23 protein-coding genes and 1 tRNA gene are annotated in these 23,473 nt (G+C 63.2%); 15 read left to right on the forward strand and 9 right to left on the reverse strand.

Translation table 11 applies throughout. From position 1 onward, the window contains the following. Positions 1-5: 5 nt before the first annotated feature. Positions 6-1,385, forward strand: coding sequence for a hypothetical protein (locus GC125_RS01545; protein ID WP_151983483.1), 1,380 nt, complete (start codon positions 6-8; stop codon positions 1,383-1,385). Continuing rightward, positions 1,367-3,430, forward strand: a complete 2,064-nt coding sequence (locus GC125_RS01550) for a glycosyltransferase family 2 protein (protein WP_151983485.1) — start codon at positions 1,367-1,369, stop codon at positions 3,428-3,430. The genes GC125_RS01545 and GC125_RS01550 overlap by 19 nt, the downstream gene beginning before the upstream one ends. Before the next feature lie 5 nt (positions 3,431-3,435). On the opposite strand, the gene GC125_RS01555 is transcribed toward GC125_RS01550, so the two are convergent. Genes GC125_RS01555 through GC125_RS01570 form a run of 4 tightly spaced genes read right to left on the reverse strand, consistent with a single transcriptional unit; the run spans position 3,436 to position 7,986 of the window. Further along, on the reverse strand, positions 3,436-4,275 hold the full coding sequence (locus GC125_RS01555) for an HTD2 family dehydratase (RefSeq protein ID WP_151983487.1): 840 nt from the start codon (positions 4,273-4,275) through the stop codon (positions 3,436-3,438). Beyond that, positions 4,272-5,393, reverse strand: a complete 1,122-nt coding sequence (locus GC125_RS01560; RefSeq protein WP_151983489.1) for a CaiB/BaiF CoA transferase family protein — start codon at positions 5,391-5,393, stop codon at positions 4,272-4,274. The genes GC125_RS01555 and GC125_RS01560 overlap by 4 nt, the downstream gene beginning before the upstream one ends. 17 nt (positions 5,394-5,410) lie before the next feature. Next, complete coding sequence (locus GC125_RS01565; protein WP_151983491.1) at positions 5,411-6,583, reverse strand: acyl-CoA dehydrogenase family protein; 1,173 nt, start codon at positions 6,581-6,583, stop codon at positions 5,411-5,413. Positions 6,584-6,597: 14 nt separating this feature from the next. After that, entirely contained in the window at positions 6,598-7,986 is a 1,389-nt protein-coding gene (locus tag GC125_RS01570) for an MmgE/PrpD family protein (protein WP_286165323.1), read from the reverse strand. Positions 7,987-8,113: 127 nt separating this feature from the next. Here GC125_RS01570 and GC125_RS01575 point away from each other — a divergent pair, with 127 nt between their 5' ends. From GC125_RS01575 to GC125_RS01585, 3 genes are all read left to right on the forward strand, one after another. Next, on the forward strand, positions 8,114-9,031 hold the full coding sequence (locus GC125_RS01575) for a LysR family transcriptional regulator (protein WP_151983493.1): 918 nt from the start codon (positions 8,114-8,116) through the stop codon (positions 9,029-9,031). An 82-nt stretch (positions 9,032-9,113) separates the two neighbouring features. After that, entirely contained in the window at positions 9,114-9,740 is a 627-nt protein-coding gene (locus GC125_RS01580) for a ribonuclease D (protein WP_151983495.1), read from the forward strand. A 21-nt stretch (positions 9,741-9,761) separates the two neighbouring features. Then, positions 9,762-10,349 (forward strand): deaminase, encoded by a 588-nt coding sequence (locus GC125_RS01585; protein WP_151983497.1) that lies wholly within the window; start codon positions 9,762-9,764, stop codon positions 10,347-10,349. A 90-nt stretch (positions 10,350-10,439) separates the two neighbouring features. Here GC125_RS01585 and rpsA read toward each other — a convergent pair whose 3' ends face one another. The 3 genes from rpsA to aroA all read right to left on the reverse strand — a co-directional run bounded on the left by rpsA (position 10,440) and on the right by aroA (position 14,308). Then, on the reverse strand, positions 10,440-12,146 hold the full coding sequence (rpsA, locus tag GC125_RS01590; RefSeq protein WP_151983499.1) for a 30S ribosomal protein S1: 1,707 nt from the start codon (positions 12,144-12,146) through the stop codon (positions 10,440-10,442). A 147-nt stretch (positions 12,147-12,293) separates the two neighbouring features. Continuing rightward, on the reverse strand, positions 12,294-12,938 hold the full coding sequence (cmk, locus tag GC125_RS01595) for a (d)CMP kinase (RefSeq protein ID WP_151983501.1): 645 nt from the start codon (positions 12,936-12,938) through the stop codon (positions 12,294-12,296). Beyond that, on the reverse strand, positions 12,938-14,308 hold the full coding sequence (gene aroA, locus GC125_RS01600) for a 3-phosphoshikimate 1-carboxyvinyltransferase (protein ID WP_151983503.1): 1,371 nt from the start codon (positions 14,306-14,308) through the stop codon (positions 12,938-12,940). Before aroA ends, cmk begins: the two co-directional genes overlap by 1 nt. Before the next feature lie 231 nt (positions 14,309-14,539). On the opposite strand from aroA, the gene GC125_RS01605 reads away from it, so the two are divergent. The 3 genes from GC125_RS01605 (at position 14,540) to GC125_RS01615 (ending at position 15,632) form a co-directional block, all read left to right on the forward strand. After that, on the forward strand, positions 14,540-14,938 hold the full coding sequence (locus GC125_RS01605; protein WP_151983505.1) for a TIGR02300 family protein: 399 nt from the start codon (positions 14,540-14,542) through the stop codon (positions 14,936-14,938). A 119-nt stretch (positions 14,939-15,057) separates the two neighbouring features. After that, positions 15,058-15,133, forward strand: a tRNA-Ala gene (locus GC125_RS01610). Between the two features lie 196 nt (positions 15,134-15,329). Then, a complete protein-coding gene (locus GC125_RS01615) occupies positions 15,330-15,632 on the forward strand; it encodes a hypothetical protein (RefSeq protein ID WP_151983507.1) in 303 nt (100 codons plus the stop codon). A gap of 75 nt (positions 15,633-15,707) precedes the next feature. Here GC125_RS01615 and GC125_RS01620 read toward each other — a convergent pair whose 3' ends face one another. Both GC125_RS01620 and GC125_RS01625 read right to left on the reverse strand, forming a co-directional pair. Further along, entirely contained in the window at positions 15,708-16,463 is a 756-nt protein-coding gene (locus tag GC125_RS01620; RefSeq protein WP_151983509.1) for an SDR family NAD(P)-dependent oxidoreductase, read from the reverse strand. 80 nt (positions 16,464-16,543) lie between these two features. Next, complete coding sequence (locus GC125_RS01625) at positions 16,544-17,260, reverse strand: FadR/GntR family transcriptional regulator (protein WP_286165324.1); 717 nt, start codon at positions 17,258-17,260, stop codon at positions 16,544-16,546. Between the two features lie 266 nt (positions 17,261-17,526). On the opposite strand from GC125_RS01625, the gene GC125_RS01630 reads away from it, so the two are divergent. The 7 genes from GC125_RS01630 (at position 17,527) to GC125_RS01660 (ending at position 23,424) form a co-directional block, all read left to right on the forward strand. Continuing rightward, positions 17,527-18,516, forward strand: coding sequence for an ABC transporter substrate-binding protein (locus tag GC125_RS01630; protein ID WP_151983511.1), 990 nt, complete (start codon positions 17,527-17,529; stop codon positions 18,514-18,516). A 126-nt stretch (positions 18,517-18,642) separates the two neighbouring features. Continuing rightward, positions 18,643-19,470, forward strand: coding sequence for an ABC transporter permease (locus GC125_RS01635; protein WP_151983513.1), 828 nt, complete (start codon positions 18,643-18,645; stop codon positions 19,468-19,470). Next, a complete protein-coding gene (locus GC125_RS01640) occupies positions 19,467-20,279 on the forward strand; it encodes an ABC transporter ATP-binding protein (RefSeq protein WP_151983515.1) in 813 nt (270 codons plus the stop codon). Before GC125_RS01635 ends, GC125_RS01640 begins: the two co-directional genes overlap by 4 nt. Positions 20,280-20,282: 3 nt before the next feature. Then, positions 20,283-21,035, forward strand: a complete 753-nt coding sequence (locus tag GC125_RS01645) for an ABC transporter permease (protein ID WP_151983517.1) — start codon at positions 20,283-20,285, stop codon at positions 21,033-21,035. A 2-nt stretch (positions 21,036-21,037) separates the two neighbouring features. Continuing rightward, entirely contained in the window at positions 21,038-21,754 is a 717-nt protein-coding gene (locus GC125_RS01650) for a fumarylacetoacetate hydrolase family protein (RefSeq protein WP_151983519.1), read from the forward strand. A gap of 85 nt (positions 21,755-21,839) precedes the next feature. Continuing rightward, entirely contained in the window at positions 21,840-22,664 is an 825-nt protein-coding gene (locus GC125_RS01655; RefSeq protein WP_151983521.1) for a sulfite exporter TauE/SafE family protein, read from the forward strand. A 79-nt stretch (positions 22,665-22,743) separates the two neighbouring features. Beyond that, the gene (locus tag GC125_RS01660) at positions 22,744-23,424 is read left to right on the forward strand and encodes a phosphatase PAP2 family protein (RefSeq protein ID WP_199864400.1); all 681 of its coding nucleotides are present in this window, start codon (positions 22,744-22,746) and stop codon (positions 23,422-23,424) included. Positions 23,425-23,473 lie beyond the last annotated feature (49 nt).

The raw sequence follows: 23,473 nt of genomic DNA on the forward strand, positions 1-23,473 counted from the left end.
CTCCAATGTCGACGGCTAAGCAGGATCGTCGCGGCTCGGCGCGCTTGATGGGGAGATCGGACGCTGGTCGCCTTCATCCATCGGTGGCAGCTGCTTTGTCGTGCCTGCTTGGGGCGAGCACGGCGCTCGCTCAAGACGCACCCGGTGACGACACCACTTCCATGCGCGAAAGCGTCGCCTGCTCGGCCTGCGCTGCGCTCGACGCGCTGATGCCGGATGGCGAGGGCCCGTATTTCTACCGCAGCTTCGAAGCGGCGAATGCCGGCTCGCGGCTGCATCCCTCGCTGGAAAACACTGCGTTCACCTACGACAACGCGCTGGCCGCAATTGCGCTTTATGCATGCGACAAGCCGGAAAAAGCGCGGCGTGTCGCCGACGCGCTGATCGTCGCGCATGCCACCGACCGGCATTATCACGACGGGCGACTGCGCAATGCCTATCGGTCGGGTCCCGTGTCGCAGGCGGAGGAAAGCGTGCTGCTTCCCGGGTACTGGGACGCGAACGCCAATCTTTGGATCGAGGACGGCTACCAGGTCGGCTCGGCAACCGGCAGCACGGCATGGGGCGCGCTGGCTCTGATGACGGCCAATGCGGAAGAGGGCGAACCGATCTTCCTGCAGACTGCGATGGACGTCATGGATTTCATCAACGCTCAGACGCGCGATCCGGCGGGCAAAGGCTATTTCGGTGGCTTCTTCGGCCATGAACCCGCGCCGCAGTTGCAGACCTGGAAATCGACCGAACACAATATCGACGTCTACGCCGCCAATCGCTGGCTCGAAAGCCTCGACGGCGGCGCCGGTTGGGCGGGGGCCGCAGAAGGCGCCGATGCGCTTCTCGAAGCAATGTGGCGGCCCGACACCGGCAGCCTCCATATCGGAACTCTGCCCGACAGCGACACGCCGAACCTGACGAGCTCCGGCCTCGACGCACAGCTCTGGGCGCCGATCGCGACTTCCCGCTTCGCCGATCGCGCCGACGAGATCATGGCCTGGACCGAAGAAAATCACGGCATTGGAGGGCCAGCTGTCACGGGCTTCGACTTCAACGACGATCGCGACGGCATCTGGCTGGAGGGCACGGCGCAGGCGGCGCTCACCTACCGGTTGACCGGCGCTGCAGACAAGGCGGAGCCGCTGTTCGCGACGATCGCGGAGAATTTCGCAACCAGCGGCCTCGTCTACGCCACCGCCGACGAGGAACTCACGACAGGCCTGAGCGTGGGGCCGGCGTCCCAACCGGGCGATTTCAAATATTACCGCTTGCCGCATGTCGGCGCGACCGCGTGGGCGGCGCTGGCCGCGCTCGACTGGAACCCCTTCACCGGGCGCAGGGAGAGCGCCGCAACACCCCTGGAGCCACCTTCATGTCGCCCGAAACCGTAACGCTCAGCGACGCGGGCCTTTTCTCCCTTATCGCGGCTGTGCTCGTCCTCGCCTGTGCTTTTCTCCTCGACAGCAACAAGACGCTCGATCGCGTCGTCTTCGGCACAATCGTCATCGTGATGATCGGTAATTATCTGCTGTTCCGCCTCTCCGATACGCTGCCCCAGTTCGAGTGGAGCGCGTATGCGATCTGGCCGCGCATCTATCTCGCCTTCGAGACGATCATCGTTTTCTACACGATCCTCTCCATCGTGTTCTTCTTCAAACGAAGCGACCGGACGGCGGAGGCGAATGAAAGCCAGCGCGCTTTGGAAGAAGCCGCCGGGCGCGGCGAGGCGGTGCCGGGCGTCGACGTCTTCATCTGCACATACAACGAAGACCTTCTCATCCTCGAACGCACAATCCTTGCGGCAAAGGCAATCGATTACCCGAATTTTACCGTCTACGTGCTCGACGACGGCAATCGCGCCTGGCTCGGCGAATTCTGCGCCAAGGTCGGGGTGCATCACATCACGCGGGCCGACAACAAGGGCGCCAAGGGCGGCAATCTCAATAATGGCCTTGCGCGATCGGCCGAGATTTCCAATGCGCCCTTCGTGCTCATCCTCGATGCCGACTTCGCGCCGCAGTCGCCCATTCTCAAGCGGACCGTCGGCCAGTTCTCCGACGAGACGATCGGCGTCGTACAGACACCGCAGTTCTATTACAACGCCGATCCGGTCCAGCATAATCTCCTCGCCAAGGATGCGTGGGTCGACGACCAGCGCATCTTCTTCGACGTGATGCAGCCTTCGAAAGATGCGTGGGGCGCAGCGTTCTGCGTCGGCACGTCCTGCGTCGTGCGGCGCGGCGCGCTCGATCTCATCGGCGGCATGCCGCATGAGACCGTCACGGAGGATATCCACCTCACCTACCGGCTGCTTCAGAAGGGCTTCAAAACGCGGTGGCTGAACGAGCGCCTGTCGGTGGGCCTTTCTGCCGAAAGTCTCTCGGGCTATATCACGCAGCGCTGCCGCTGGTGCCTCGGCACGATCCAGGGGGCGCTTCTGAAGGATGGGCCGTTCCGTGGCTCAGGCTACAACTTCACCGCCAGGCTGCACTATTTCCACGGCCTGCTCTTCTGGTTCTGCCGGCCGTTCATCCTGATGCTGCTCGCCGCGCCGATCCTTTATTACTTCATGGGGCTGCCGGCTATTTTGATGGAGCCGGCCGCTTTCTTCCTCTATGCGCTGCCGACGGTCGCAGGGATGTGGATCTTCCATGCGTGGGTGTCTGGACGGCGCTCGCTGCCGCTCTTCACCGAAGTCTCGCAGATGGTGGTCGCCCTGCCGATCACGGTGGCCATCGCCCACGCGATCGTCAGGCCCTTCGGCCGGCCGTTCAAGGTGACGGCCAAGGGCGAGGACCGCAGCAAAGTGCAGGTGATTTACCCGCTGGCGCTGACCTTCTTCGCGATCATCGTTCTCACCTTCATAGGCATGGTGCGCGGGCCGATCCTCAACACCCACAACGATCTCGACGCCTTCTCCATCGCCTGGGGACTTATCGTCATGGTCTACGCGTTCGTCTCGCTGCTCGTCTGCATCGAGTTGCCTCGCCCGGCAGCCGAGGACGTGCGATTTCCGCTCAACCGCGCGACGAGAATTGCGATCCCCGGCATCACCGAGATGGGCCGCGTCGTGACCATATCGCCCTTCGACGCTGAACTCGTGCTCGAACGGGGCGCCCTTTCTGCCAAATCGAAGGTGGGGGATACGATGTGGTTCTCGCCCTTCGATGGGCTGATCCTGGCGGGGCGGGTGCTGGACCGTGCCGTCGACGCCAATATGGTGAGGGTGGAGATCGTCGCCGCCTGCGAGCGAAACGGCGCAGTCACCTACGATGCGGCCGATGTTCGCCACATCGTGATCGGTTGGCTCTTCAGCAAGACGCCGATCAATGTCGCGCCGACGGCCTCGCTCGGACGGGCGTTGGCAAGCCTGCTGCGGCGCATGTTCGGTCGCGCCGCAACGCTGATCAAGACGGCTGCGCCATCGACGCCGTGAGGCGGTCAGAAAGTCGCCTGCGCCTGCATCGTGGTGCGCCCCTGGCGGTCGGCGCACCAGAGATCGAAGCCGTCATCGGTGTCGTCGGCGTTTACCGTGAACGGCGGGCCGTGGAAAAGGGGCGACACGCCGCGATAGCTGAACGTGGCAACGGGGCGACCATCAGACAGTCGCGCGGCGAGATGCAGCATCAATGTCGCCTGCAGAGGGCCGTGGACGACGAGGCCGGGATAGCCTTCCTCGCTGCGGGCGTAATCCACATCGTAATGGATGCGGTGGCCGTTGAAGGTCAGCGCCGAATAGCGAAACAGCAATGTCGTCGTCGCATCGACGGAAATGCTGTGGGCGCCGACGCGCGGCTGATCCGGCACGGGGGTCGGCTTTGCGGCATCCATCGGGCGGTAGACGATATCCTGGCGCTCCGACACCGCGACCTCGCCATCGGCAATGATGTCGTGGGCGACCGTCACGAAGACAAGTTCGCCGCTGCGACCCGTCTTATGAACGATATCCGCGATGCGCGACCGGCGCGTTACCACATCGCCGGGCTTCAGCGGCCGCAGGAACGTCATCGCCCCGCCTGCCCACATGCGGCGCGGCAAGGGAACGGGCGGCAGGAAACCACCGCGCGCCGGATGCCCGTCCGGCCCCAGGCCCTCGGGCGCAACGGCGGGCGGCGCCAGGCACCAGTGGATGGCGAGCGGCGCGGCATCAGCCTCACGGTGCAGAGCACGGCCGATCGTCGCCTCGAAGCGCTCGATCAACGCCTTCGTCACGGTTTCGACCTGCGCTTCCTCGCGCCCGATCCAGCCGCGCAAATGATCCATATCGACGGTTTCGGTCATCGATCGTCCCCTTCGGCAAACTCGGCCCGGACATTCTCGGTATCGCGGCCAAGTTCGGGCACGGGCCCGCCTTTCACCCGCCGCCGGACAGGCGACGCGACCGGCTCGAACGCGCCACCCGGCACCACGCCAGCGACACGGCGCAGGGCGGGATGCGCGGCGAGATCGGCGACGGTCGACACTTTCGACCAGGCAAGCGCGTTCGCTTCGAGGAGCGCGATCGCCTCGCTGCGCGTCATCGCCCCGAACACCTCGTCGAGGATGGCGCCGAGTTCGCGGCGATGTTCGACGCGGGTGGGATTGTCGCGGTATCTCGGATCGTCGACGAGGTCCGGCCGCTTGAGCAGGGCGGTGCACAGTCGCTTCCACTCGCCGGGATTCTGCACGACGATGACGATCTCGCCGTCCGAGCATGCGACGCTGTTATAGGGGAAGATCGCCGCGTGGCTGAGGCCGGTGCGGGGCGTCGCCCGGTTGGCATAGACATGGTGGAAAAGCGGCACGCTCATCATATCGGCCATGGCGGCGAACATATCGATCTCGATCGCCTGCCCCTTGCCGGTCTGGGAGCGCTCGATCAGCGCCTCGAGGATCGCCGCATGGGCGTTCATGCCGGTCTGCACATCGGCCAAAGACACGCCGACCTTGACCGGCGTATCCGCCGTTCCGGTGACGGCGCAGATGCCGGCTTCGGCCTGGATCAGCATGTCGTAGGCGCGCATGGCGGCATAGTCGCTGTCCTGCGGATAGCCGACGATGTCGAGCGCGATCAGGCGGGGATGGCGCGCGACGAGGTCCTTCGCACCGAGGCCGAGGCGCTCGGTCGCGCCGGGCGCCAGGTTCTGCACGAAGACGTCGGCCTTCGCGATCATGCGTTTCAGAAGCGCGAGATCGGCCGGGTCCTTGATATCGAGAACCGTGCTTTCCTTGCCGCGGTTGAGCCAGGCGAAATAGGCACTCGTGCCATGCACCGCCTTGTCGTAGTGGCGCGCGGTTTCGCCTTCGGCCCGTTCGACCTTGATCACCCGCGCGCCCGCATCCGCAAGGCGCTGCGTGCAGGTGGGCGCGGCGACGGCCTGTTCGATCGAAACGACCAGCAATCCATCCAGCGGCAACATGAAACCTCCTCCCGCCGTCAATAGGAGCGCGGCATGCCGAGAACATGCTCCGACACATAGCTGAGGATGAGGTTGGTGGAGATCGGCGCCACTTGGTAGAGGCGCGTTTCGCGGAACTTGCGCTCGACGTCGTATTCCTCGGCGAAGGCAAAGCCGCCAAAGGTCTGGACGCACGCTTCGGCCGCAGCCCAGGATGCTTCGGCAGCAAGCATCTTCGCGATGTTGGCCTGCTCGCCGCAATCCTCGCCAGCCTCGAACCGGCGCGCTGCTTCATGCACCATCAGTTCGGCCGCGCGCATCTGGGCATAGGCGCGAGCGATCGGGAACTGGATGCCCTGGTTCTGACCGATCGGGCGACCGAACACCATGCGTTCGTTGGCGTAGCTCGAGGCCTTGTCGATGAACCATTTCGCGTCGCCGATGCATTCGGCGGCGATCAGGATGCGCTCGGCGTTCATGCCCGAGAGGATGTAGCGGAAGCCCTTGCCTTCCTCGCCGACGAGGCTTTCGGCCGGCACCACGACATCGTCGAAGAACACTTCCGTGGTGGAGTGGTTCATCATGGTGCGGATCGGCTTGATCGTCATGCCGGCTTTCAGCGCCTCGCGCATGTCGACGATGAAGACCGACAGGCCATCGGTGCGCTTCGTCACGTCTTCCTTCGGCGTCGTGCGGGCGAGAAGCAGCATCAGGTCTGAATGCTCGGCACGCGAGGTCCAGACCTTCTGGCCGTTGATGACGTAGCGGTCTCCATCGCGCCGGGCGAACGTCTTGATCGAGCTCGTATCGGTGCCGCTGGTCGGCTCCGTCACGCCGAAAGCCTGGAGGCGCAGCTCGCCGGACGCGATGCCCGGCAGGTATTTCTCCTTCTGGGCCTCGTTGCCGTGCCTAAGCAGCGCACCCATGATGTACATCTGCGCGTGGCAGGCAGCACCGTTGGCACCGGCGCGTTGCACTTCCTCCAGGATCGCCGCGGCGGCGGAGAGCGGCAGGCCGGAGCCACCGTAATCTTCCGGGATCAGCACCGACAGATACCCGGCATCGGAGAGCGCCTTCACGAAGTCGGTCGGATAGGCATTCTCGCGGTCGAGCTTGCGCCAGTATTCCGGCGAGAACGTCGCGCAGAGCCGGCGCACGCTCTCCCGGATCTGGGTGATCTCTTCGCTTTCAGGCAGGTCCTTGATCGTCATGAGATGCGTCTCCCTCAGCCAGCCGCGATCAGCGGCCCCATTATGTTCAGTTCGCCGATAGCCCAGAGGCGCGGCAGAAGCTTCGTTATTTCAGCCGGGTCGGTGGCATTCGAGAACCGGGCAAGCCCGATCACCTTCGCCTCGATCTCACCGCGGCTCAGCGTGTTGCCGGTATCACCCTTGGGCTCATCCACGCGCGCATCGACGGTTCGCCCGTCCCTCGTTGAAACCCGTACCTTGCCAATCCAGCGCGCCGGATAGGCACCGTCCACCTCCGGATCGAGCACCATCGTGACGCGCGCGCGGAAATCCGCGACATCGGCACGATCGAATGCCTCGTCGAACTCCGTCATGCCGGCGCGGCCGTGGGCAGCGATGAGACCGAGCGTCGTTCCCATGGAGAACTTTGCCTGGTGAACGCTCTTCGGCGTCACGACCGGACCGAGCACATCGATCGCGCCCTGGTGCACGAAGGCCGTGACGGACGCGATATCGGCCATGGCGAGCTTCTGTTCGGTCATCGCTTTCAGAAGCGCATCGGCCGCAGGGTGGGTATGGCGGCAGGACGCGTGGAATTTGAAGGAGGTTTCGGCCACCGCAAATCGCGATCCCAACCGGTCGACGAGGCGGCTCGGATCGGCGTCGCTCGACATGCCGGCGGCAAGCCCTTGCGGGCCTTCCAAGATGCGGGATGCACCGGTGAAGCCATCGCGCGCGAGATAGGCTGCAGTCAGCCCGTTCGCGGCGGCTTTCGCCGTGTGCAGGGGCTTGGAATCGGCGCCGTCGCGCAGGAACTCCCAGAGCCCGGCGGCCTGCGTTCCGGCGGACCCAAATGCGTGGTTCATTTGAGCCGGCGTCAGGCCGAGCAGGCGGCCGGCGGCAGCAGCGGCGGCAAAGGCCCCGGCGGTGCCCGTCGTATGGAAGATCTTATAGTGCGACCGGCCGAGGAACTCGCCAACCCGGATCCCGACTTCATAGCCGGCTATCGATGCCGCCAGAAACTCTTTGCCCGATGCGCCGGTTGCCTGCGCGACAGCCAATGCTGCCGGGAACACGACAGCCGCCGGATGGAAGACCGAGGCATTGTGGACATCGTCCTGCTCGGCGACATGGGACGAGGCGGCATTGACCATCGCGGCGAAGAGCGGCGACGTGCGGCCGCGGTCGATCAGCGTCTCGCACGGACCATCGGCCGGGCCCATCACCTTAGCAAATGCGGCGATCGCCTCGACCGGCGCAACACCTTTTCCTGCAAGTGCCGAACCAACCCAATCGACGAAAAGATCTTCCGTCCGGGCGACGATATCGGCAGGCACGGCATCGAGATCGAGCTCCGAGGCGAAAGCGGCGAGCGTCGCGCTTTCGCCGGCGCCGTCTGCTGCCATGGTGTCGTGCGCTGTCATTGTAACCGTCCTCCGTGCCAACGACAGCTAGCAAGCCGGTGCGCAGTAAGGCAATTCGCCATTGCCAAAGCCCGGCTTTGCCTGCATCGAAAGGGCGGTTGTCACGCGGCGCGAAATCCGGAGCCCCATGTCCCTACCGCGATACGATTTGACCGATCTCAGGCTCTTCATCCACGTGGCGGAAGCCGGCAATCTGACGCGCGGTGCCGAGCGGAGCCATTTGTCGCTCGGCGCAGCCAGCCTGCGCATCAAGAACCTCGAAGAAACGCTCGGCACGCCGCTGTTGCGGCGGATGAGCCAGGGGGTCGAGCTGACGCGGGCCGGGGAAACGCTGCTCGACCATGCGCGCATGATCCAGCGCCAGACGGAGCGGCTGCATGGCGACCTGCAGGCCTATTCCACGGGTCTCAAGGGTCGGGTCCGCATTTTTGCCAACACGACGGCTATTACCGAGATCCTGCCGGCAGCGCTCGGCGCCTATCTCGTCCACCATCCGATGGTGGATGTGGACCTCGAGGAGCGGCTGAGCCCGGAAATCGCACGCGCCGTCGCCGATGGCGTCGTCGATATCGGCATTCTTGCGGGTACCGTTCCGGCCGAAGGGTTGGAAATGATCCCGTACCAGCGTGATCGGCTCGTGCTCGCGACACCGCTCGGCCACGGTCTTGCCGGCCTCGGGGAGATCGCGTTTGCACAGGCGATCGCCGAAAACTTCGTGCTGCTCCATGCCGGCAGCGCCATCCACGGCTTTGCCGAACAGATTGCCTCCGACATGGGCACCAGCCTTGCCATCCGGATCCGCGTTTCGGGCTTCGAGGCCATGTGCCGCATGATCGAGGCAGGCGTCGGTGTCGGCCTCATTCCCGAAACCGTGGCGCGAAGGCTTTCGAAGAGCCACGACATCGCGCTGGTTTCCCTTTCCGACGGGTGGGCGACGCGTGAATTGAAGATCTGCCTCAGGGACCGCAACGATCTGCCTGTCTTTGCGCGCGAACTCGTCGACTTCCTGATCCGCCACAATGCCGAGGCATCCTCGCCGCTTTAAGTTCCCCGTTTGCCACTTGGAGCCGGCGTCGCTATAGGCTGAACGCTGACGAACACGGCAGGCGACAGGGCAAGAGGATCATATGGCTGGGAATATCAGGCTGCATCGCGGCGACATCTCGATCGAGGATGCGGCACGCTATACCGGCGCGATCGCGATCGACACGGAAACGCTCGGCCTCGTGCCGCGCCGCGACCGGCTCTGCGTCGTGCAGCTTTCGCCGGGCGACGGCTCGGCCGACGTGATCCAGATCGCAGCCGGCCAGAGGGAAGCGCCGAACCTCGTGGCACTTCTCGCCAACCCCGCGCTGCCCAAGATCTTCCATTTCGGGCGCTTCGATATCGCCGTGCTCTTCAACGCTTTCGGCGTCACCTGCGCGCCGGTGTTCTGCACCAAGATCGCCTCGCGGCTGACGCGCACCTACACAGACCGACACGGCCTGAAGGACAATCTGAAGGAGCTGATGGAGGTCGACATCTCCAAGCAGCAGCAATCGTCCGATTGGGGTGCCGAGACGCTGACGGACGCTCAGCTCGAATATGCCGCCTCCGACGTGCTCCATCTGCACGGCCTCAGGGACAAGCTCGCCGCACGGCTCGAGCGGGACGGACGCCAGACGCTTGCCGAGGCGTGCTTCGAATTCTTGCCGACACGGGCGAAGCTCGATCTCATCGGCTGGGAAGAAACAGACATCTTCGCCCATAGCTGACCTGAACGACAGGAGCCGACCATGAACGAGGATCGCCTTGCCAGGCGGCTCCTGGATGTGATCGAGACCGACATCCTGCCTTTGACCGAGCGCGGCGTCGCCGAAGGCAACAAGGTCTTCGGCGCGGCGATCCTGCGCAAGTCGGATCTATCGCTCGTCATCGCCGAAACCAACAACGAGACGGAAAATCCGCTGTGGCACGGTGAAGTCCACACGCTAAAGCGCTTCTACGAGATGGCAGAAAAACCGCCGACGGGCGACCTGATATTCCTCTCGACGCACGAGCCCTGCTCGATGTGTTTGTCGGCGATCACCTGGGCAGGCTTCGACAATTTCACCTATTTCTTCAGCCACGAGGATTCGCGCGACAGTTTCTCCATCCCGCACGATCTGAAGATCTTGAAGGAAGTCTTCCGGCTGGAGCCGGGCGGCTACGCGCGCGACAATGCGTTCTGGAAATCGGCACCGATCGCCGCTCTGATCGCCGCAGCGCCCGAGGCTGAGCGCGCCGCACTGGAAGCGCAGGCTGCCCGGATCACCGAGCGCTATGCCGCTCTTTCCGCGCGCTACCAGGACGGCAAGGCCGACAACGTCATTCCGCTGAATTGAATTTTTGGCACCACCGACCTGAAACGAAAAAGGCCCGCGAAGATCGCTCTTCGCGGGCCTTTGTCTTTGAAGTGGCCGAATGGCCGAGGCTTACTTGTCGTCGCCCTGCTTCTTGAGCGCGGCGCCGAGAATGTCGCCGAGCGAAGCGCCCGAGTCGGACGAACCGAACTGCGCGACGGCTTCCTTCTCTTCTGCGATCTCGAGAGCCTTGATCGACAGCGTGATCTTGCGATCGCGCTTAGAGAAGTTGACGACGCGTGCGTCGAGCTTCTGGCCAACCGAGAAACGCTCCGGACGCTGATCGTCACGATCGCGAGCGAGATCGTTGCGACGGATGAACGATTCCAGGTTTTCGTGGTCGACGAGACGGACTTCGAGGCCACCATCGGTCACTGCGGTGACTTCCGCGGTTACGACAGCGTTCTTGCGCAGGTCGCCGGAAGCTGCGGCATCGCCGACGGCATCCTTTCCGAGCTGCTTGATGCCGAGCGAGATGCGTTCCTTCTCGACGTCGACGTCGAGAACCTGGGCCTGAACCATGTCGCCCTTGTTGAACTCCTCAATGACCTGCTCGCCCGGACGGGACCAGTCGAGGTCGGAGAGGTGAACCATGCCGTCGACATCGCCGTCGAGGCCAATGAACAGGCCGAATTCGGTCTTGTTCTTGACTTCGCCTTCGACGACCGAACCGACAGGGTGCTTCTGAGCGAAGACATCCCACGGATTTTCGAGCGTCTGCTTGAGGCCTAGCGAGATGCGGCGCTTCTGCGGGTCGACTTCGAGAACGACCACGTCGACTTCCTGAGTCGTCGACAGGATCTTGCCGGGATGAACGTTCTTCTTCGTCCAGGACATTTCCGAGACGTGGATGAGACCTTCGATGCCCGGCTCCAGCTCAACGAACGCACCGTAGTCGGTGATGTTCGTGACAGTGCCCGTGATGCGCTTGCCGGTCGGGTACTTGGTGCCGATGCCATCCCACGGATCCGCCTCGAGCTGCTTCATGCCGAGCGAGATGCGGTGCGTTTCCTGGTTGATGCGGATGATCTGGACCTTGACGGTCTGGCCGATCGACAGGATTTCCGTCGGGTGGTTCACACGGCGCCATGCCATGTCGGTGACGTGCAGCAGGCCATCGATGCCGCCGAGATCGACGAACGCACCGTAATCGGTGATGTTCTTGACGACGCCTTCAACGACTTGACCCTCTTCGAGGTTCTGGACGATTTCCGAACGCTGCTCGGCACGCGACTCTTCGAGAACCGTGCGGCGCGAAACGACGATGTTGCCGCGGCGCTTGTCCATCTTGAGGATTTCAAAGGGCTGCGGGTTGTGCATCAGCGGCGTGACGTCGCGGATCGGACGGATGTCGACTTGGCTACGCGGCAGGAAGGCGACAGCGCCGTCGAGATCGACCGTGAAGCCGCCCTTGACCTGGTTGAAGATGACGCCTTCAACGCGCTCGCCGGCCTCGAACTTGACTTCGAGCTTGACCCAGCTCTCTTCGCGGCGAGCCTTCTCGCGCGACAGAACTGCTTCGCCAAGCGCGTTTTCGATGCGCTCGACATAAACTTCGACTTCGTCGCCGACCTTCATCTGGCCGTCGCGGCCCTTGGCGCCGAATTCCTTCAGCGGGACGCGGCCTTCGACCTTCAGGCCGACGTCGATGATGGCCATGTCCTTCTCAATCGCGGTTACGATGCCCTTGGCAACGTAGCCTTCCGCGAGATCATTACCGCCAAAGGATTCTTCGAGGAGGGCTGCGAAGTCCTCCCGCGTGGGGTTTGCTACTGACATTGAGTGCTCCTGGTGACCGGGCCGCAATCTTCATGCTGGCCTGGCACGCGCCGGTATCTTGTGTTGCGATCATTCCAGGAGTGACCTGGCCTTGTCGCCCGAAGGCGGTGGCCAATGATCCGGCGCAGTGGTCTCTCGCGGAATGGCTTAACTTGGTTCCTTGCGCGCCAACGCCCCATCAATGAGGATTTGGGCAGCGCGAAACGCGGCCTCTATACTCATTTCCGACGTATCGAGCAAGTGCGCGTCGTCGGCGGGGCGCAGCGGCGAATCCACGCGGCCCATGTCGCGGGCATCGCGGCGGCGAATGTCGTCCAGAACGTCATCATAAGAAAGGCTGCCGCCGGCCTTGCCGATCTCCTCGAAGCGGCGCCCTGCGCGCACGCCGGGCGAGGCCGTGACGTAGAGCTTCAGATCGGCATCGGGGCAGACCACCGTGCCGATGTCGCGCCCGTCGAGCACGACGCCGGGCTCGCGGCCGGCAAAGCGGCGCTGCGCCTCCACCAGCGCACGGCGCACCGCCGGCATGACGGCGACCTTCGACGCGGCCTCACCGATATCGTGCGCGGCGAGCACCGAGCGATCCAGGGCGGCCAGATCGATGAGGCCGGCGCGTTCGGCGGCGAGTGGCTCGTCATCGAGTGGCAGGTCGGCGTCGAGAAGCGCCTTGGCGGTCGCGCGGTAGGTCAGGCCGGTATCGAGATGGTGGAAACCGTAGCGCTCGGCGATCCTGCGGGCGAGTGTTCCCTTGCCGGAAGCGGCCGGGCCGTCGATGGCGATCGTGAATCCCATCAGGCCGGCTCCTCCACGCCACGCTCGATCGTGGCGCCGAGGCCAGCCATCAGATCCATGAACTCCGGAAAGCTCGTCGCGATCATGCGCGCATCATCGACGGTGACCGGGTGTTCGCTGGCAAGTCCCATGACGAGAAAACTCATCGCGATGCGGTGATCCAGATGCGTCGCGACCGCGTTGCCGCGCGTCGAACCGATGCCCTTGCCGGACGGCGTCCCGCGCACGGTCAGGATCGCCTCGCCTTCGGTGCAATCGACGCCGTTGAGGCGCAGGCCGGCGGCAACGGCTGCCAGACGGTCGCTTTCCTTGACGCGCAATTCCTCGATGCCATCCATCACCGTTTCGCCCTCGGCAAAGGACGCCGCGACGGCAAGCACCGGATATTCGTCGATCATCGAGGCGGCGCGGTCGGGCGGCACGACGACACCTTTTAGCTCGGAATGGCGCACGCGCAGGTCGGCGACGTCTTCGCCGCCGGCGGAACGCGGATTGAGGATGTCGATCCTACCGCCCATCTCGATCAGCGTGGTGATCAGCCCGGTGCGGGTCGGGTTCATGAGCACGTTCATGATGGTGACGTCGGAGCCCGGCACCAGAAGCGCCGCGACAAGCGGGAACGCCGTCGAGGACGGATCGCCCGGCACGTCGATGACGCAGCCCTTCAGTTTCGGCTGACCCTCGATACGGATGTGGCGTATTCCGTTCGCATCCGTTTGAATGTCGAGCGACGCACCGAAGCCGGCCAGCATCTTTTCGGTATGGTCGCGCGTCATCACCTTTTCGGTCACGGTGGTGACCCCTGGAGCATTCAGGCCGGCGATCAGCACCGCCGATTTTACCTGCGCCGAGGCCATGGGTACCGTGTAGTGGATCGGCGCCGCGATGCGCGGGCCGCGCAGCGTCACCGGCAGCTTGCCGCCTTCGGCCGCCTTTACCTGCACACCCATGAGCTTCAGTGGATCGAGGACGCGCCCCATGGGCCGCGCCGACAAGGACGCGTCGCCGATGAAGGTCGTTTCGAAATCATAGGTGCCGGCAAGGCCCATGGTCAGGCGGCAACCGGTGCCCGCATTGCCGAAATCGAGCGGCGCCTTCGGCTCGAGCAGGCAGCCATTGCCGGTGCCTTCGATGATCCAGACATCGCCGTCCTTGCGGAGGGATGCGCCCATGGCGCGCATGGCGTTGCCGGTCGCGATGACATCTTCGCCTTCGAGAAGACCGGTGATCCTGGTCTCACCCGCTGCCAGACCTCCGAACATGAAGGAGCGATGGGAAATCGACTTGTCTCCCGGAATGCGCACGGTGCCCGAAAGCGGATCGGAACGTCGCGCCGTTGCCGGGATTGCGCCTTGGCTGCCATGTGCCATCGTGGATCGACCCTCTCATCTGCGATTGCCGGTCGCGCGATATCACAGGGCAGCGCGAGCGTCATCCGCCCATGCAGCAAAATAAGGGGCGGCGACGGCGCGGAAACGCACGGTAGATAGGCTTTGACACGGCGTGGCAACATCATTATGGGGACCGCACATCGCAAATCGACGCGCCGGTCTTTGGGCCGGCTGACTGGCGACAGTCCCCAATCCATCGAGAGGTTCGCCGTGGCTAAGCCCGAACTTGGAACGAAACGCGTCTGTCCCGAAACGGGCCGTAAATTCTATGACCTGAACCGCGATCCGGTCGTGTCGCCCTACACCGGCAAGAGCTATCCGCTGTCCTACTTCGAAGACACTGCGGTGGCGAAAGTCGTCGAGGCGGAAGAGGAAGAGGACGTCAAGGAACTGGATACCGAAGGCAACGAGGCGGAGACGGTGCCGCTGGAAGATGCTGACGGCGATGCGGCCGAGAAGGACGATATTCCGGAAATCGACGGCGACGAGGAAGAAGTCGAAATCGACGACGATGACGACGATACGTTCCTGCCGGACGACGACGATGATGACGACGACGACATGAGCGACCTCATCGGCGGCGTGAACGAGGACGAAGAAGAGAGCTGATCTTTCAGCTTTCGTCACATCCTTCCGGATGTGTTCAAGAAATTCGACGAGGTCATCTTGATCTCGTCGGAAACCGGACGTAAGAAGCCGTCCACGACCCGCTACGGCGGTTTGCGAATGGGGCCATAGCTCAGCTGGGAGAGCGCCTGCATGGCATGCAGGAGGTCAGCGGTTCGATCCCGCTTGGCTCCACCAACCACCGATCTCGATTTTCTTTAGAAATCGGTAGGTAATGATACGTAATCAACAGGATTACGGCATCCTTGTCCCTTGACCACACCCCGCTGCAAATCCATCGTCGCACAAGCTAGAAGCGGTATCGTCGCCATGGTTCGCGGTGACAACAACCGACATCGCATCGCAGGTCGTTTTATTGGGAGACGGCACTGGCATGAGACTTATGATCGATCGTCAAGTGCGTCTGATCGGCGCCAGGATTGCTGTTCGCGATGGCCAGCATGCGCGCAGTGCGCTCGAGATCAGGGTCGCCACAAGGCTGATCCGACGGATCTGCAGGCCCATCCGCGATCCCGTATCGGCAGAAACGATGCGCACCACGCTTCTGGACGCCTATGCCAATCTGACGGCGGCGATCGCTCTAGGCCTCGATCCAGAACAGATCGCCGCGATGGAAAACGAGTTCATCCTGCTCGTCATCGAGACTCAGGCACGCGCCAAGCGGGACATGCACTAGGGTCTCATTTTTCCGAATCACGCGTTTGTTCTGCCGCGTCTTCCGACTGGGGTTGTGGCTGGGTGCGCTTAGACGTCAACGCATCAGAATGCCGCCATTGATGTCGATCGTCGCGCCGGTGACGAAGCCCGCCGCGTCCGAGGCAAGATAAACTGCCAGCGCGCCTACTTCCGACGGATCGCCGAAGCGCTTCAGAGGCACCTGTGCCGCGACGCGGGCAACCCGGTCCGGTGGCGCAAGCGCCGTCTGCTCGGTCTGGATGGGCCCCGGCGCGATGGCGTTTACGGTCACGCCGCCTTCCGCAAACAGCTGAGCGAGATAGCGCGTCGCCCCGATGATGCCGGCCTTCGACGTTGCGTAGTGCAGGCCCTGGACGCCGGGTCCGCCGCGCTGACCGGCGACGGAGGTCATGTTTATGATGCGGCCGAACCCACGCTCCAGCATGCCGGCAGCCATCACCTGCGTCGTCAGGAACTGCGAGCGCAGATTGACGGCCATCAGGTCGTCCCACTCGTCGATCGAGAGATCGAAGAAATCGGTGGCGCGCGTGAGCGCGGCGTTGTTGACGAGGATGTCGACCGGGCCGAAGCGCTCGCCGCAGAGGCCAGCAGCCTTTTCGATCGAGGATCTGTCGCGCACGTCGATCGGCACGGCGAACGCGTCATCTCCATTCAATCCGGCGACGACGCGCTCGGCCTTGGCGATATCGATATCGGCGAAGATCACCCGATGGCCGGCACCGTGAAGGGCTTTGGCGATGGCGGCGCCAAGCCCCTGTGCCGCGCCCGTGACGAAAGCGACACGCCGAGCTGTTTCTTCACCGTTCGTCATCAAGCGATCCAATCTGGCAAGATTTCAGCCGCAAAGCCGGTGCTGCAGGCGAGCGGCGTGTGCCGCGTCCTGCCTCTATCTCAACGCGGGAGGCCGCGCTCCATGAGATTTTGCTCCACCGCGCGAAGATGCAGGTACATTTCGCGCCCGGCACCTTCGATGTCGCGCTTTTCGATCGCCTCGATGATCCGGTCATGCTCGGCAAAGGAATGGTGATTGTCCGGCGGGCGATCCGTTTTGGTACGCAGCATGCCCCAGACGACGGCGCGGCGCACCGCATTCAGCGCGTCGAACAGCGCCAGCAGCAGCCGGTTGTCGCTCGCTTCGGCGATGCGGCGGTGAAGCTCGTTGTCGGCGGTCTCATATTGCCGCCAGGTGGCGGCCTGATGAGTGCGGTTGACGCAGCGGCGCAGCGCATCGATGTCGACCGACGTCGCGTTGAGCGCAGCCTCGCGCGCAATCAGCGGCTCGATCAGAAGCCGCGTGCGCATGACTTCGGCGGGATTGGTCTGACGATCAATCTCAGCGAGGCTCATCACCTCGATCGCGCGCGAGCCCGTGAACGTGCCTTTGCCGACATGGCGCCAAAGTTGACCTTCCGCTTCCAGCGTTGCGAGCGCCTTGCGCAAATCGCCGCGTGACACGCCGAGAATCTCGGCAAGCTCCCGCTCGGCCGGCAGTTTCGTGTCGGGCGGAAAGTCGTGTCGCGTCAGCCAGGCGCGCAATTGGACCAGGGTGGCATCGTTCGCCTCGCCGCCCTCGCGCTTGCCGTCGATGTCGCTGAACTGGCCGTGCAAAGTGCTCTCCCGGCAATTGGACCAATCTGGATTGGTTAAGGGATGCAGGATTGGTTTGCGATTGTCAATCGACGCGGCACTGCTTGATGTCCGCTGCCACCGGCTATTTCCTGGAATTTCAGCGGTCATCGCAGATCAACGGACGAAATTGATGGCGCTTGACGCTCAACCAATTCGATGATTTGATTTAACCAATGTTCGGATTGGCAAAGGTGGAGGACCTGATGCTGCCGGATAGGGATCGTCACTTCACGGGAGGAAACCACATGATCAAACGCACTCTGCTCAATTCCGCAGCCGCCGCCTGTATGGCCGCGGCATCCGTCGTCGCCATGTCCGCTGCCGCTCAGGCTCAGACCGGCGAACCGGTCCGCGTCGCCATGGGCGACATCGCCAGCATCGAAAGCCTCGGCCTGCTGATCGCCATGGAGCGCGCGAAAGAGCGCGGCGTTCCGATGGAACTCACCTTCTTCAATTCCGAAGACGTCGCGACCCAAGCGGTCGTCGGCGGCCAGGCGGATATCGGCGTCGGTGCGCCCTATGCCTTCATCCAGAATTCGAACGCTCCGATCCGCATGTTCTACCAGATGAGCACGCTGCTCTTCTTCCCGGTCGTCAACACCGAGGTCTACCAGGACTGGCAGGACCTCGATGGCCAGGAAGTCACCGTCCATTCGCGTGGCTCGGGCACCGAGGCGCTGATGCGCCTGATGGAACAGCAGCACGGCATCACCTATTCCGGCATTTCGTACGTGCCGGGCGCCGAAGTGCGCGCTGGCGCATTGCTGCAGGGCACGATCAATGCCTCGATCGTCGATTCTTCCTCCTTCCGCCTTCTGGAACAGCAGGGTGGCGGCAAGTTCGCCCGCCTGCCGCTCGAAGGCGTGAACGCGACCGACGAAGCGCTCTATGCCAATGCCGACTTCCTCAACGAGCGTGAGGAAGACGTCGCGATCTTCGTCGAAGAGATGCTGCGCACCTGGAACGAGATCAACGAGAACCCGGCAATCGTGGAGGAACTGCGCACGCAGTACGATCTTCTGCCGGATCTGCCGGACCAGGCCGTCGCCGAGATCACCCCTTATTTCTCCGAGTCTGCTGAAAGCGGCGTGTTCCCGACCGACGGCGGGACGCCGGAAGACGTGACCGACGACCTCAGCTTCCTTGCAGCCGCCGGTCAGGTGGATGCGCCGGAAGGTGATGTCGACGAGAGCATGTATTGGGACTTCGATCCGCTGAACGCGGCCAAGAACTGAAACTGAGCCTGGCCCCTCGTCTGCCTTTCGGGCGGACGAGGGGTTCATGGCCGCGGCAGGGTAACAGCGACCATCGCTTCCATCCCGTCCGACGGCCAATTCCTGGAAACGATCACAGGTTCATCAATGTCCTATTCACCGACCGCCCAACCGGCCTTCGCCGGTCCCCGGCGCGACGCTCCGACGATCTGGAGCCGCATCGGCGAAGTGACGCTGTTCTGGAAAATCCTCTCGGTGGTGATCTTCGCCGCGCTTTGGGAATATGCCGGACGGACGGGCTTCAACTTCTCCTTCCCGACCTTCACCGCGACTGTTTCCGCCTTCTTCGAGATGGTGGCCGACGGGTCCATGGGTGCCGCCTATCTGCGCACGATGGAACCGCTCGTCATCGGGCTTTCCTTCTCGCTGATCGTCGGCATCACGGCCGGCGTCGCCATGGGCCTGCGCCGCGACGTGGAATGGTTCACGCTGCCGGTCTTCATCGTCATGCAGGCCGCGCCGATGGCGGCGCTGATCCCGCTCGTCACCTTCGTCTACGGCATCGGCCTTGCGTCCAAGGTGCTCGCGGTCGTCATGCTGTCGCTGCCGGTCATCGCGATCAACAGTTACAAGGCCGTGCGCAACGTGCCGCCGTCACTGGTTTCCATGTGCCAGTCCTTCATGGGCAACCGGCGCCAGCAGATCTTCCAGATCGTCATTCCGGCCGCGAGCCCGATGATGTTCGCCGGGCTTCGCCTCGGCGTCGCCGAGGGTTTCTCGGGCGTCGTTCTGGCGGAACTTCTGATCACGCCGACGGGCATCGGCGACCTCATCACCTACCACCGGTCCGTCGCCAACTTCGCCCACATGTACGCGACGATCGCGTCGATCGTGCTGTTCGCGATCATCGCAGTCAGCACCCTTCAATGGATCGAGGCCAAGCTGTTCAGGCCTGAAAAGCGGAGTTCTAAATGAGCCTGGCCCTTGCAAAGACATACGAGGATCCGACACCCGTGACCAAACCGTCCAACCCCATCATCGAAGTCAGGGGGGTCTCGAAGGTCTATGGCAACGATGTGGTCGCCCTCGACAACATCAACATCGCTTTCGAAACCGGCCACCTGACCAGCCTTCTCGGCCCATCGGGCTGCGGCAAGACCACGCTGCTCAAGATCGTCGCCGGCCTTCTCCAGCCAACCGCGGGTGAAGTGCTCGTCAAGGGCAAGCCGGTGACCGGCCCCGGCACGGAACGCGCCTTCGTGTTCCAGGACTTTGCGCTGATGCCTTGGGCAAGCGTGATGGACAATGCCGCCTTCGGCCTGAAGATGCAGGGCGTTCCCCGCTCCGAGCGCGAGCAGAAGGCGCAGCACTACATCGCCGAAGTCGGGCTTGCCGGGTTCGAGAAGAAGTATCCGCACGAACTTTCGGGCGGCATGCGCCAGCGCGTCGGGCTTGCACGTGCGCTCGCCGTCAATGCCGACGTGCTCTTGATGGACGAGCCGTTCTCGGCCGTCGACGAGCAGACGCGCCGCAAGTTTCAGGAAGATCTCTTCCGGCTGCGCGAGGTGGAGAAGAAGACGTTCCTCTTCGTCACGCATTCGATCGAGGAAGCGGTTTATGTTTCCGACCGCATCATCATGCTGTCGCCTCGTCCCGGCCGCATCTCGGAGATCATCGATCCGGCGATCCCGAAGGGCATCAACCCGGACGATCTGCGCCGCAACGACGTCTACCTGGATACGGTCGAGCAGATCTGGCAGGGCATCCGGAAATATGTGGAGTAGGTCATGACACTCTTCGGGTTCAAAATGCCCAAGATGGCCTCGCTCCTCGTCTGGGTGATCATCTGGGAAATCATTGGCCGCTTCGAGCTCGTGATGCTGTTTCCGCCGTTCACGGAAGTCCTCGCAGCGCTTGGCGACGTCGTGACGTCGCGCAGCTTTGGCGAGGCGATGCGGATTACGGTACAGTCCTATCTTGGCGGCCTCGCCCTCGCGATCGCTATCGGCATTCCGCTCGGCTTTCTGATGGGCCTGGTGCCTGCGGCCGACAAAATGCTGAACATGTGGGTGAATACCTTCCTGTCGGCACCGCTTTCGGCACTCGTGCCGGTGTTCATGATCCTCTTCGGCCTCGGCACGCCGACCGTCATCGTCACGGTCTTCATGTTCGCGGTTTGGATCATCGTTCTCGATACCCGCGCCGGCGTGCTCAGCATATCGCCGTCGCTCATGGAAATGTCGCGCTCCTTCGGTGCTTCGCGTGCCGAGCGCTTCAAAATGGTGCTTCTGGCAGCACTGCCCGAAATCCTGGCCGGCATCCGGCTTGGCATGATCCGCGGCGTCAAAGGCGTCGTCATCGGCCAGCTTCTGGTCTCGATCATCGGTGTCGGCGCGCTGTTCCAATTGTACCAGCAGAACTTCCTCATGGCCCACTTCTGGGCCCTGGTGTTGATCCTCTTCACCATCGCGCTCACTCTTGCGGAATTGGTTGCAAAGCTTGAGAAGCGTGTCGAATACTACGCAGGAGTCAGGAGTTGACCATGTCAGAAAGTGCATTGAAGAAGCCGGCGGAACAGACCTATGTGGTCTCTCCTCCCCAAGTCGTCGCTCTGCCCGTCGAGGGCAGCGACGAGCTCTTCCCGATCAACCGAGTCTTCTGCATCGGCCGCAACTACGCCGCCCATGCCGTGGAGATGGGCCACGACCCGGACAAGGAGCCTCCGTTCTTCTTCTTCAAGTCGCCCTCGAACGTGACCTACGGCGAAGACTTCCCGTATCCGACGAAGACGTCGGACGTGCATCACGAGATCGAACTTGTCGTCGTGCTGCATAAGGGCGGCAGGGACATCTCGGTCGAAAGTGCGCTCGACCACGTCTACGGTTACGGCGTCGGCCTCGACATGACCCGCCGCGACCTTCAGGGCGAAGCCAAGAAGCTCGGCCGTCCGTGGGAAGTCGGCAAGTCCTTCGAGAAGTCCGCACCCTGCGGCGCCATCGTTCCGGCGTCGAAGATCGGCCATCCGACGGAAGGCGAAGTCACGCTCGACGTCAATGGCGAGCGCCGCCAGACTGGCGACCTGAACCAGCTGCTCTGGAAAGTCCCGGAAATGATCTCGATCCTTTCGGAGTATTTCGAACTGCAGCCGGGCGACATGATCATGACCGGCACGCCTTCCGGCGTCGGCGCGGTCGGCAAGGGCGACACGATGGTCGGCAAGGTCGCCGGCGTCGGTGAGATCACCGTCAAGGTTCTCTGAGACCCGATCGTTCTTTAAGCTACAAAGGCGGCGCATCGCGCCGCCTTTTCTTCTGTCACACCCTCATATCTCCAGGACCCTTTCCATGCTCGACGTCGGTCTCACCGAAGCGCTTACGCTGATCGGTATCCTTGTCGTCACCGGTGCGATCGCCGGTATCATCTCCGGCCTCCTCGGCGTCGGCGGCGGCATCGTCATCGTCCCGGTCCTGTTTTTCGTCTTCATCGGTCTCGATATCGAGGAAGAAGTGCGCATGCATGTGGCGGTGGGCACGTCGCTCGCGACGATCATCTTCACGGGGTTCATGTCGGCGCGGTCGCACTGGAAGAAGGGAAGCGTCGATACCGACCTTCTCAAGCGATGGGGCCCGGCGGTCGCCTTCGGCGTCATCGTCGGCACCGTCATCGGCGGCAATGTATCGGGCGAAGTGCTGACCATCGTCTTCGCCGTCGTCGCAGCCATCGTCGCCATCAACATGGCCTTCAAGCCTTCGGAAGCCTCCCAGAAGCGCGAGATGCCGAGGAGCCCGCTGAAAGAACTGCTCGCAACGATCATCGGTCTGTTCTCGGTGATGATGGGCATCGGCGGCGGCACGCTGTCGGTACCGATCCTGTCGTTCTTCGCATACCCGATCCGCAAGGCGGTCGGCACCGCATCGGCGATCGGCCTCATCATCGCGATCCCCGGCACCATCGGCTACATCTGGTTCGGCCTCGGCGTGGAGGATCTGCCGCCGTTCTCGCTCGGGTACGTAAACCTTGCGGGCCTTGCCGCGATCATTCCCGCCTCCATGCTGACGGCTCCACTCGGCGCTCGCATCGCCCATGCCATCTCGCCGACCGCGCTGCGCTACTGTTTCGCAGCGTTTCTGGCTCTGACCAGCATTCGCATGATCACGAGCGTGTTTTAACGCTTCCTTGACGGCGGTCGGCAATCATCGGGCTCGTTCTCGCGGGTCCTTGCCCCCCGCCGGCATGGTGATTGGCGCTTTGCGAAATATATCCCTGGCGCTTGCGCTTCTCATCTTCGGCCTCTCGACGCTGGAATTTCTCGCCGGCGTGCACGCAGTCGACCGCTTCCTTCTCTTTGGACTGCCCGAGCCTTTCGGGGCTATGGGTGGCGAGGGCAGGATCGCGTCTCTCGCCTGGAGCTTCACCGCACTGGGCAGTCCGGAAATCGTGGCGAGTTTTGCAGCCGCCATGCTCGCCTATGCGGTGCTTGCACGCCATTTCACCGCCGCCATCTTCCTGATCGTCGGCGTCGCCGGGGGCGCCGTGGCCGGGTATGTCGCCAAAGCCGTGTTCGCCTGGCTGCGCCCGCACCATCTGCCCGGCTCCTATTCCATGCTGCATACGAGCTTTCCCTCGGGCCATGCGCTGCTTGCGGCGCTCCTCTTCGGTTCGATCGCGGTTTTCGCGATGAGCGCCACGCCCTACCGGCTGCCGAAAATCTGCGCTTTGGGCGCAGCAGTCGGGCTCACGGTTCTGGTCGGGCTGAGCCGGATCTATCTCGGCACCCACTGGCCGAGCGACGTGATCGCGGGCTGGGCGTTCGGCTATCTGTGGCTGACTATGGCAGCGGCGGTAAGCTTCGGAGCACTGCCATCGGCGACCAGCGTCGTCTCCCGCTACCGGCCGGACGGCCTCAACGCACACGGGGATCCGACTTAGCCGACCGCAGCAGGGTTGCCCGGCACTTTTAATTCGTCTATTCGGGAAT

The organism is Rhizobium sp. EC-SD404, assembly GCF_902498825.1.
Taxonomy (GTDB): domain Bacteria; phylum Pseudomonadota; class Alphaproteobacteria; order Rhizobiales; family Rhizobiaceae; genus Georhizobium.

Coding starts and splice junctions, on each gene's coding strand:
- GC125_RS01545 (WP_151983483.1), top strand. CDS start 6: ATGTCGACGGCTAAGCAGGATCGTCGCGGCTCGGCGCGCTTGATGGGG.
- GC125_RS01550 (WP_151983485.1), top strand. CDS start 1,367: ATGTCGCCCGAAACCGTAACGCTCAGCGACGCGGGCCTTTTCTCCCTT.
- GC125_RS01555 (WP_151983487.1), bottom strand. CDS start 4,275: ATGACCGAAACCGTCGATATGGATCATTTGCGCGGCTGGATCGGGCGC.
- GC125_RS01560 (WP_151983489.1), bottom strand. CDS start 5,393: ATGTTGCCGCTGGATGGATTGCTGGTCGTTTCGATCGAACAGGCCGTC.
- GC125_RS01565 (WP_151983491.1), bottom strand. CDS start 6,583: ATGACGATCAAGGACCTGCCTGAAAGCGAAGAGATCACCCAGATCCGG.
- GC125_RS01570 (WP_286165323.1), bottom strand. CDS start 7,986: ATGACAGCGCACGACACCATGGCAGCAGACGGCGCCGGCGAAAGCGCG.
- GC125_RS01575 (WP_151983493.1), top strand. CDS start 8,114: ATGTCCCTACCGCGATACGATTTGACCGATCTCAGGCTCTTCATCCAC.
- GC125_RS01580 (WP_151983495.1), top strand. CDS start 9,114: ATGGCTGGGAATATCAGGCTGCATCGCGGCGACATCTCGATCGAGGAT.
- GC125_RS01585 (WP_151983497.1), top strand. CDS start 9,762: ATGAACGAGGATCGCCTTGCCAGGCGGCTCCTGGATGTGATCGAGACC.
- rpsA (WP_151983499.1), bottom strand. CDS start 12,146: ATGTCAGTAGCAAACCCCACGCGGGAGGACTTCGCAGCCCTCCTCGAA.
- cmk (WP_151983501.1), bottom strand. CDS start 12,938: ATGGGATTCACGATCGCCATCGACGGCCCGGCCGCTTCCGGCAAGGGA.
- aroA (WP_151983503.1), bottom strand. CDS start 14,308: ATGGCACATGGCAGCCAAGGCGCAATCCCGGCAACGGCGCGACGTTCC.
- GC125_RS01615 (WP_151983507.1), top strand. CDS start 15,330: ATGAGACTTATGATCGATCGTCAAGTGCGTCTGATCGGCGCCAGGATT.
- GC125_RS01620 (WP_151983509.1), bottom strand. CDS start 16,463: ATGACGAACGGTGAAGAAACAGCTCGGCGTGTCGCTTTCGTCACGGGC.
- GC125_RS01630 (WP_151983511.1), top strand. CDS start 17,527: ATGATCAAACGCACTCTGCTCAATTCCGCAGCCGCCGCCTGTATGGCC.
- GC125_RS01635 (WP_151983513.1), top strand. CDS start 18,643: ATGTCCTATTCACCGACCGCCCAACCGGCCTTCGCCGGTCCCCGGCGC.
- GC125_RS01640 (WP_151983515.1), top strand. CDS start 19,467: ATGAGCCTGGCCCTTGCAAAGACATACGAGGATCCGACACCCGTGACC.
- GC125_RS01645 (WP_151983517.1), top strand. CDS start 20,283: ATGACACTCTTCGGGTTCAAAATGCCCAAGATGGCCTCGCTCCTCGTC.
- GC125_RS01650 (WP_151983519.1), top strand. CDS start 21,038: ATGTCAGAAAGTGCATTGAAGAAGCCGGCGGAACAGACCTATGTGGTC.
- GC125_RS01655 (WP_151983521.1), top strand. CDS start 21,840: ATGCTCGACGTCGGTCTCACCGAAGCGCTTACGCTGATCGGTATCCTT.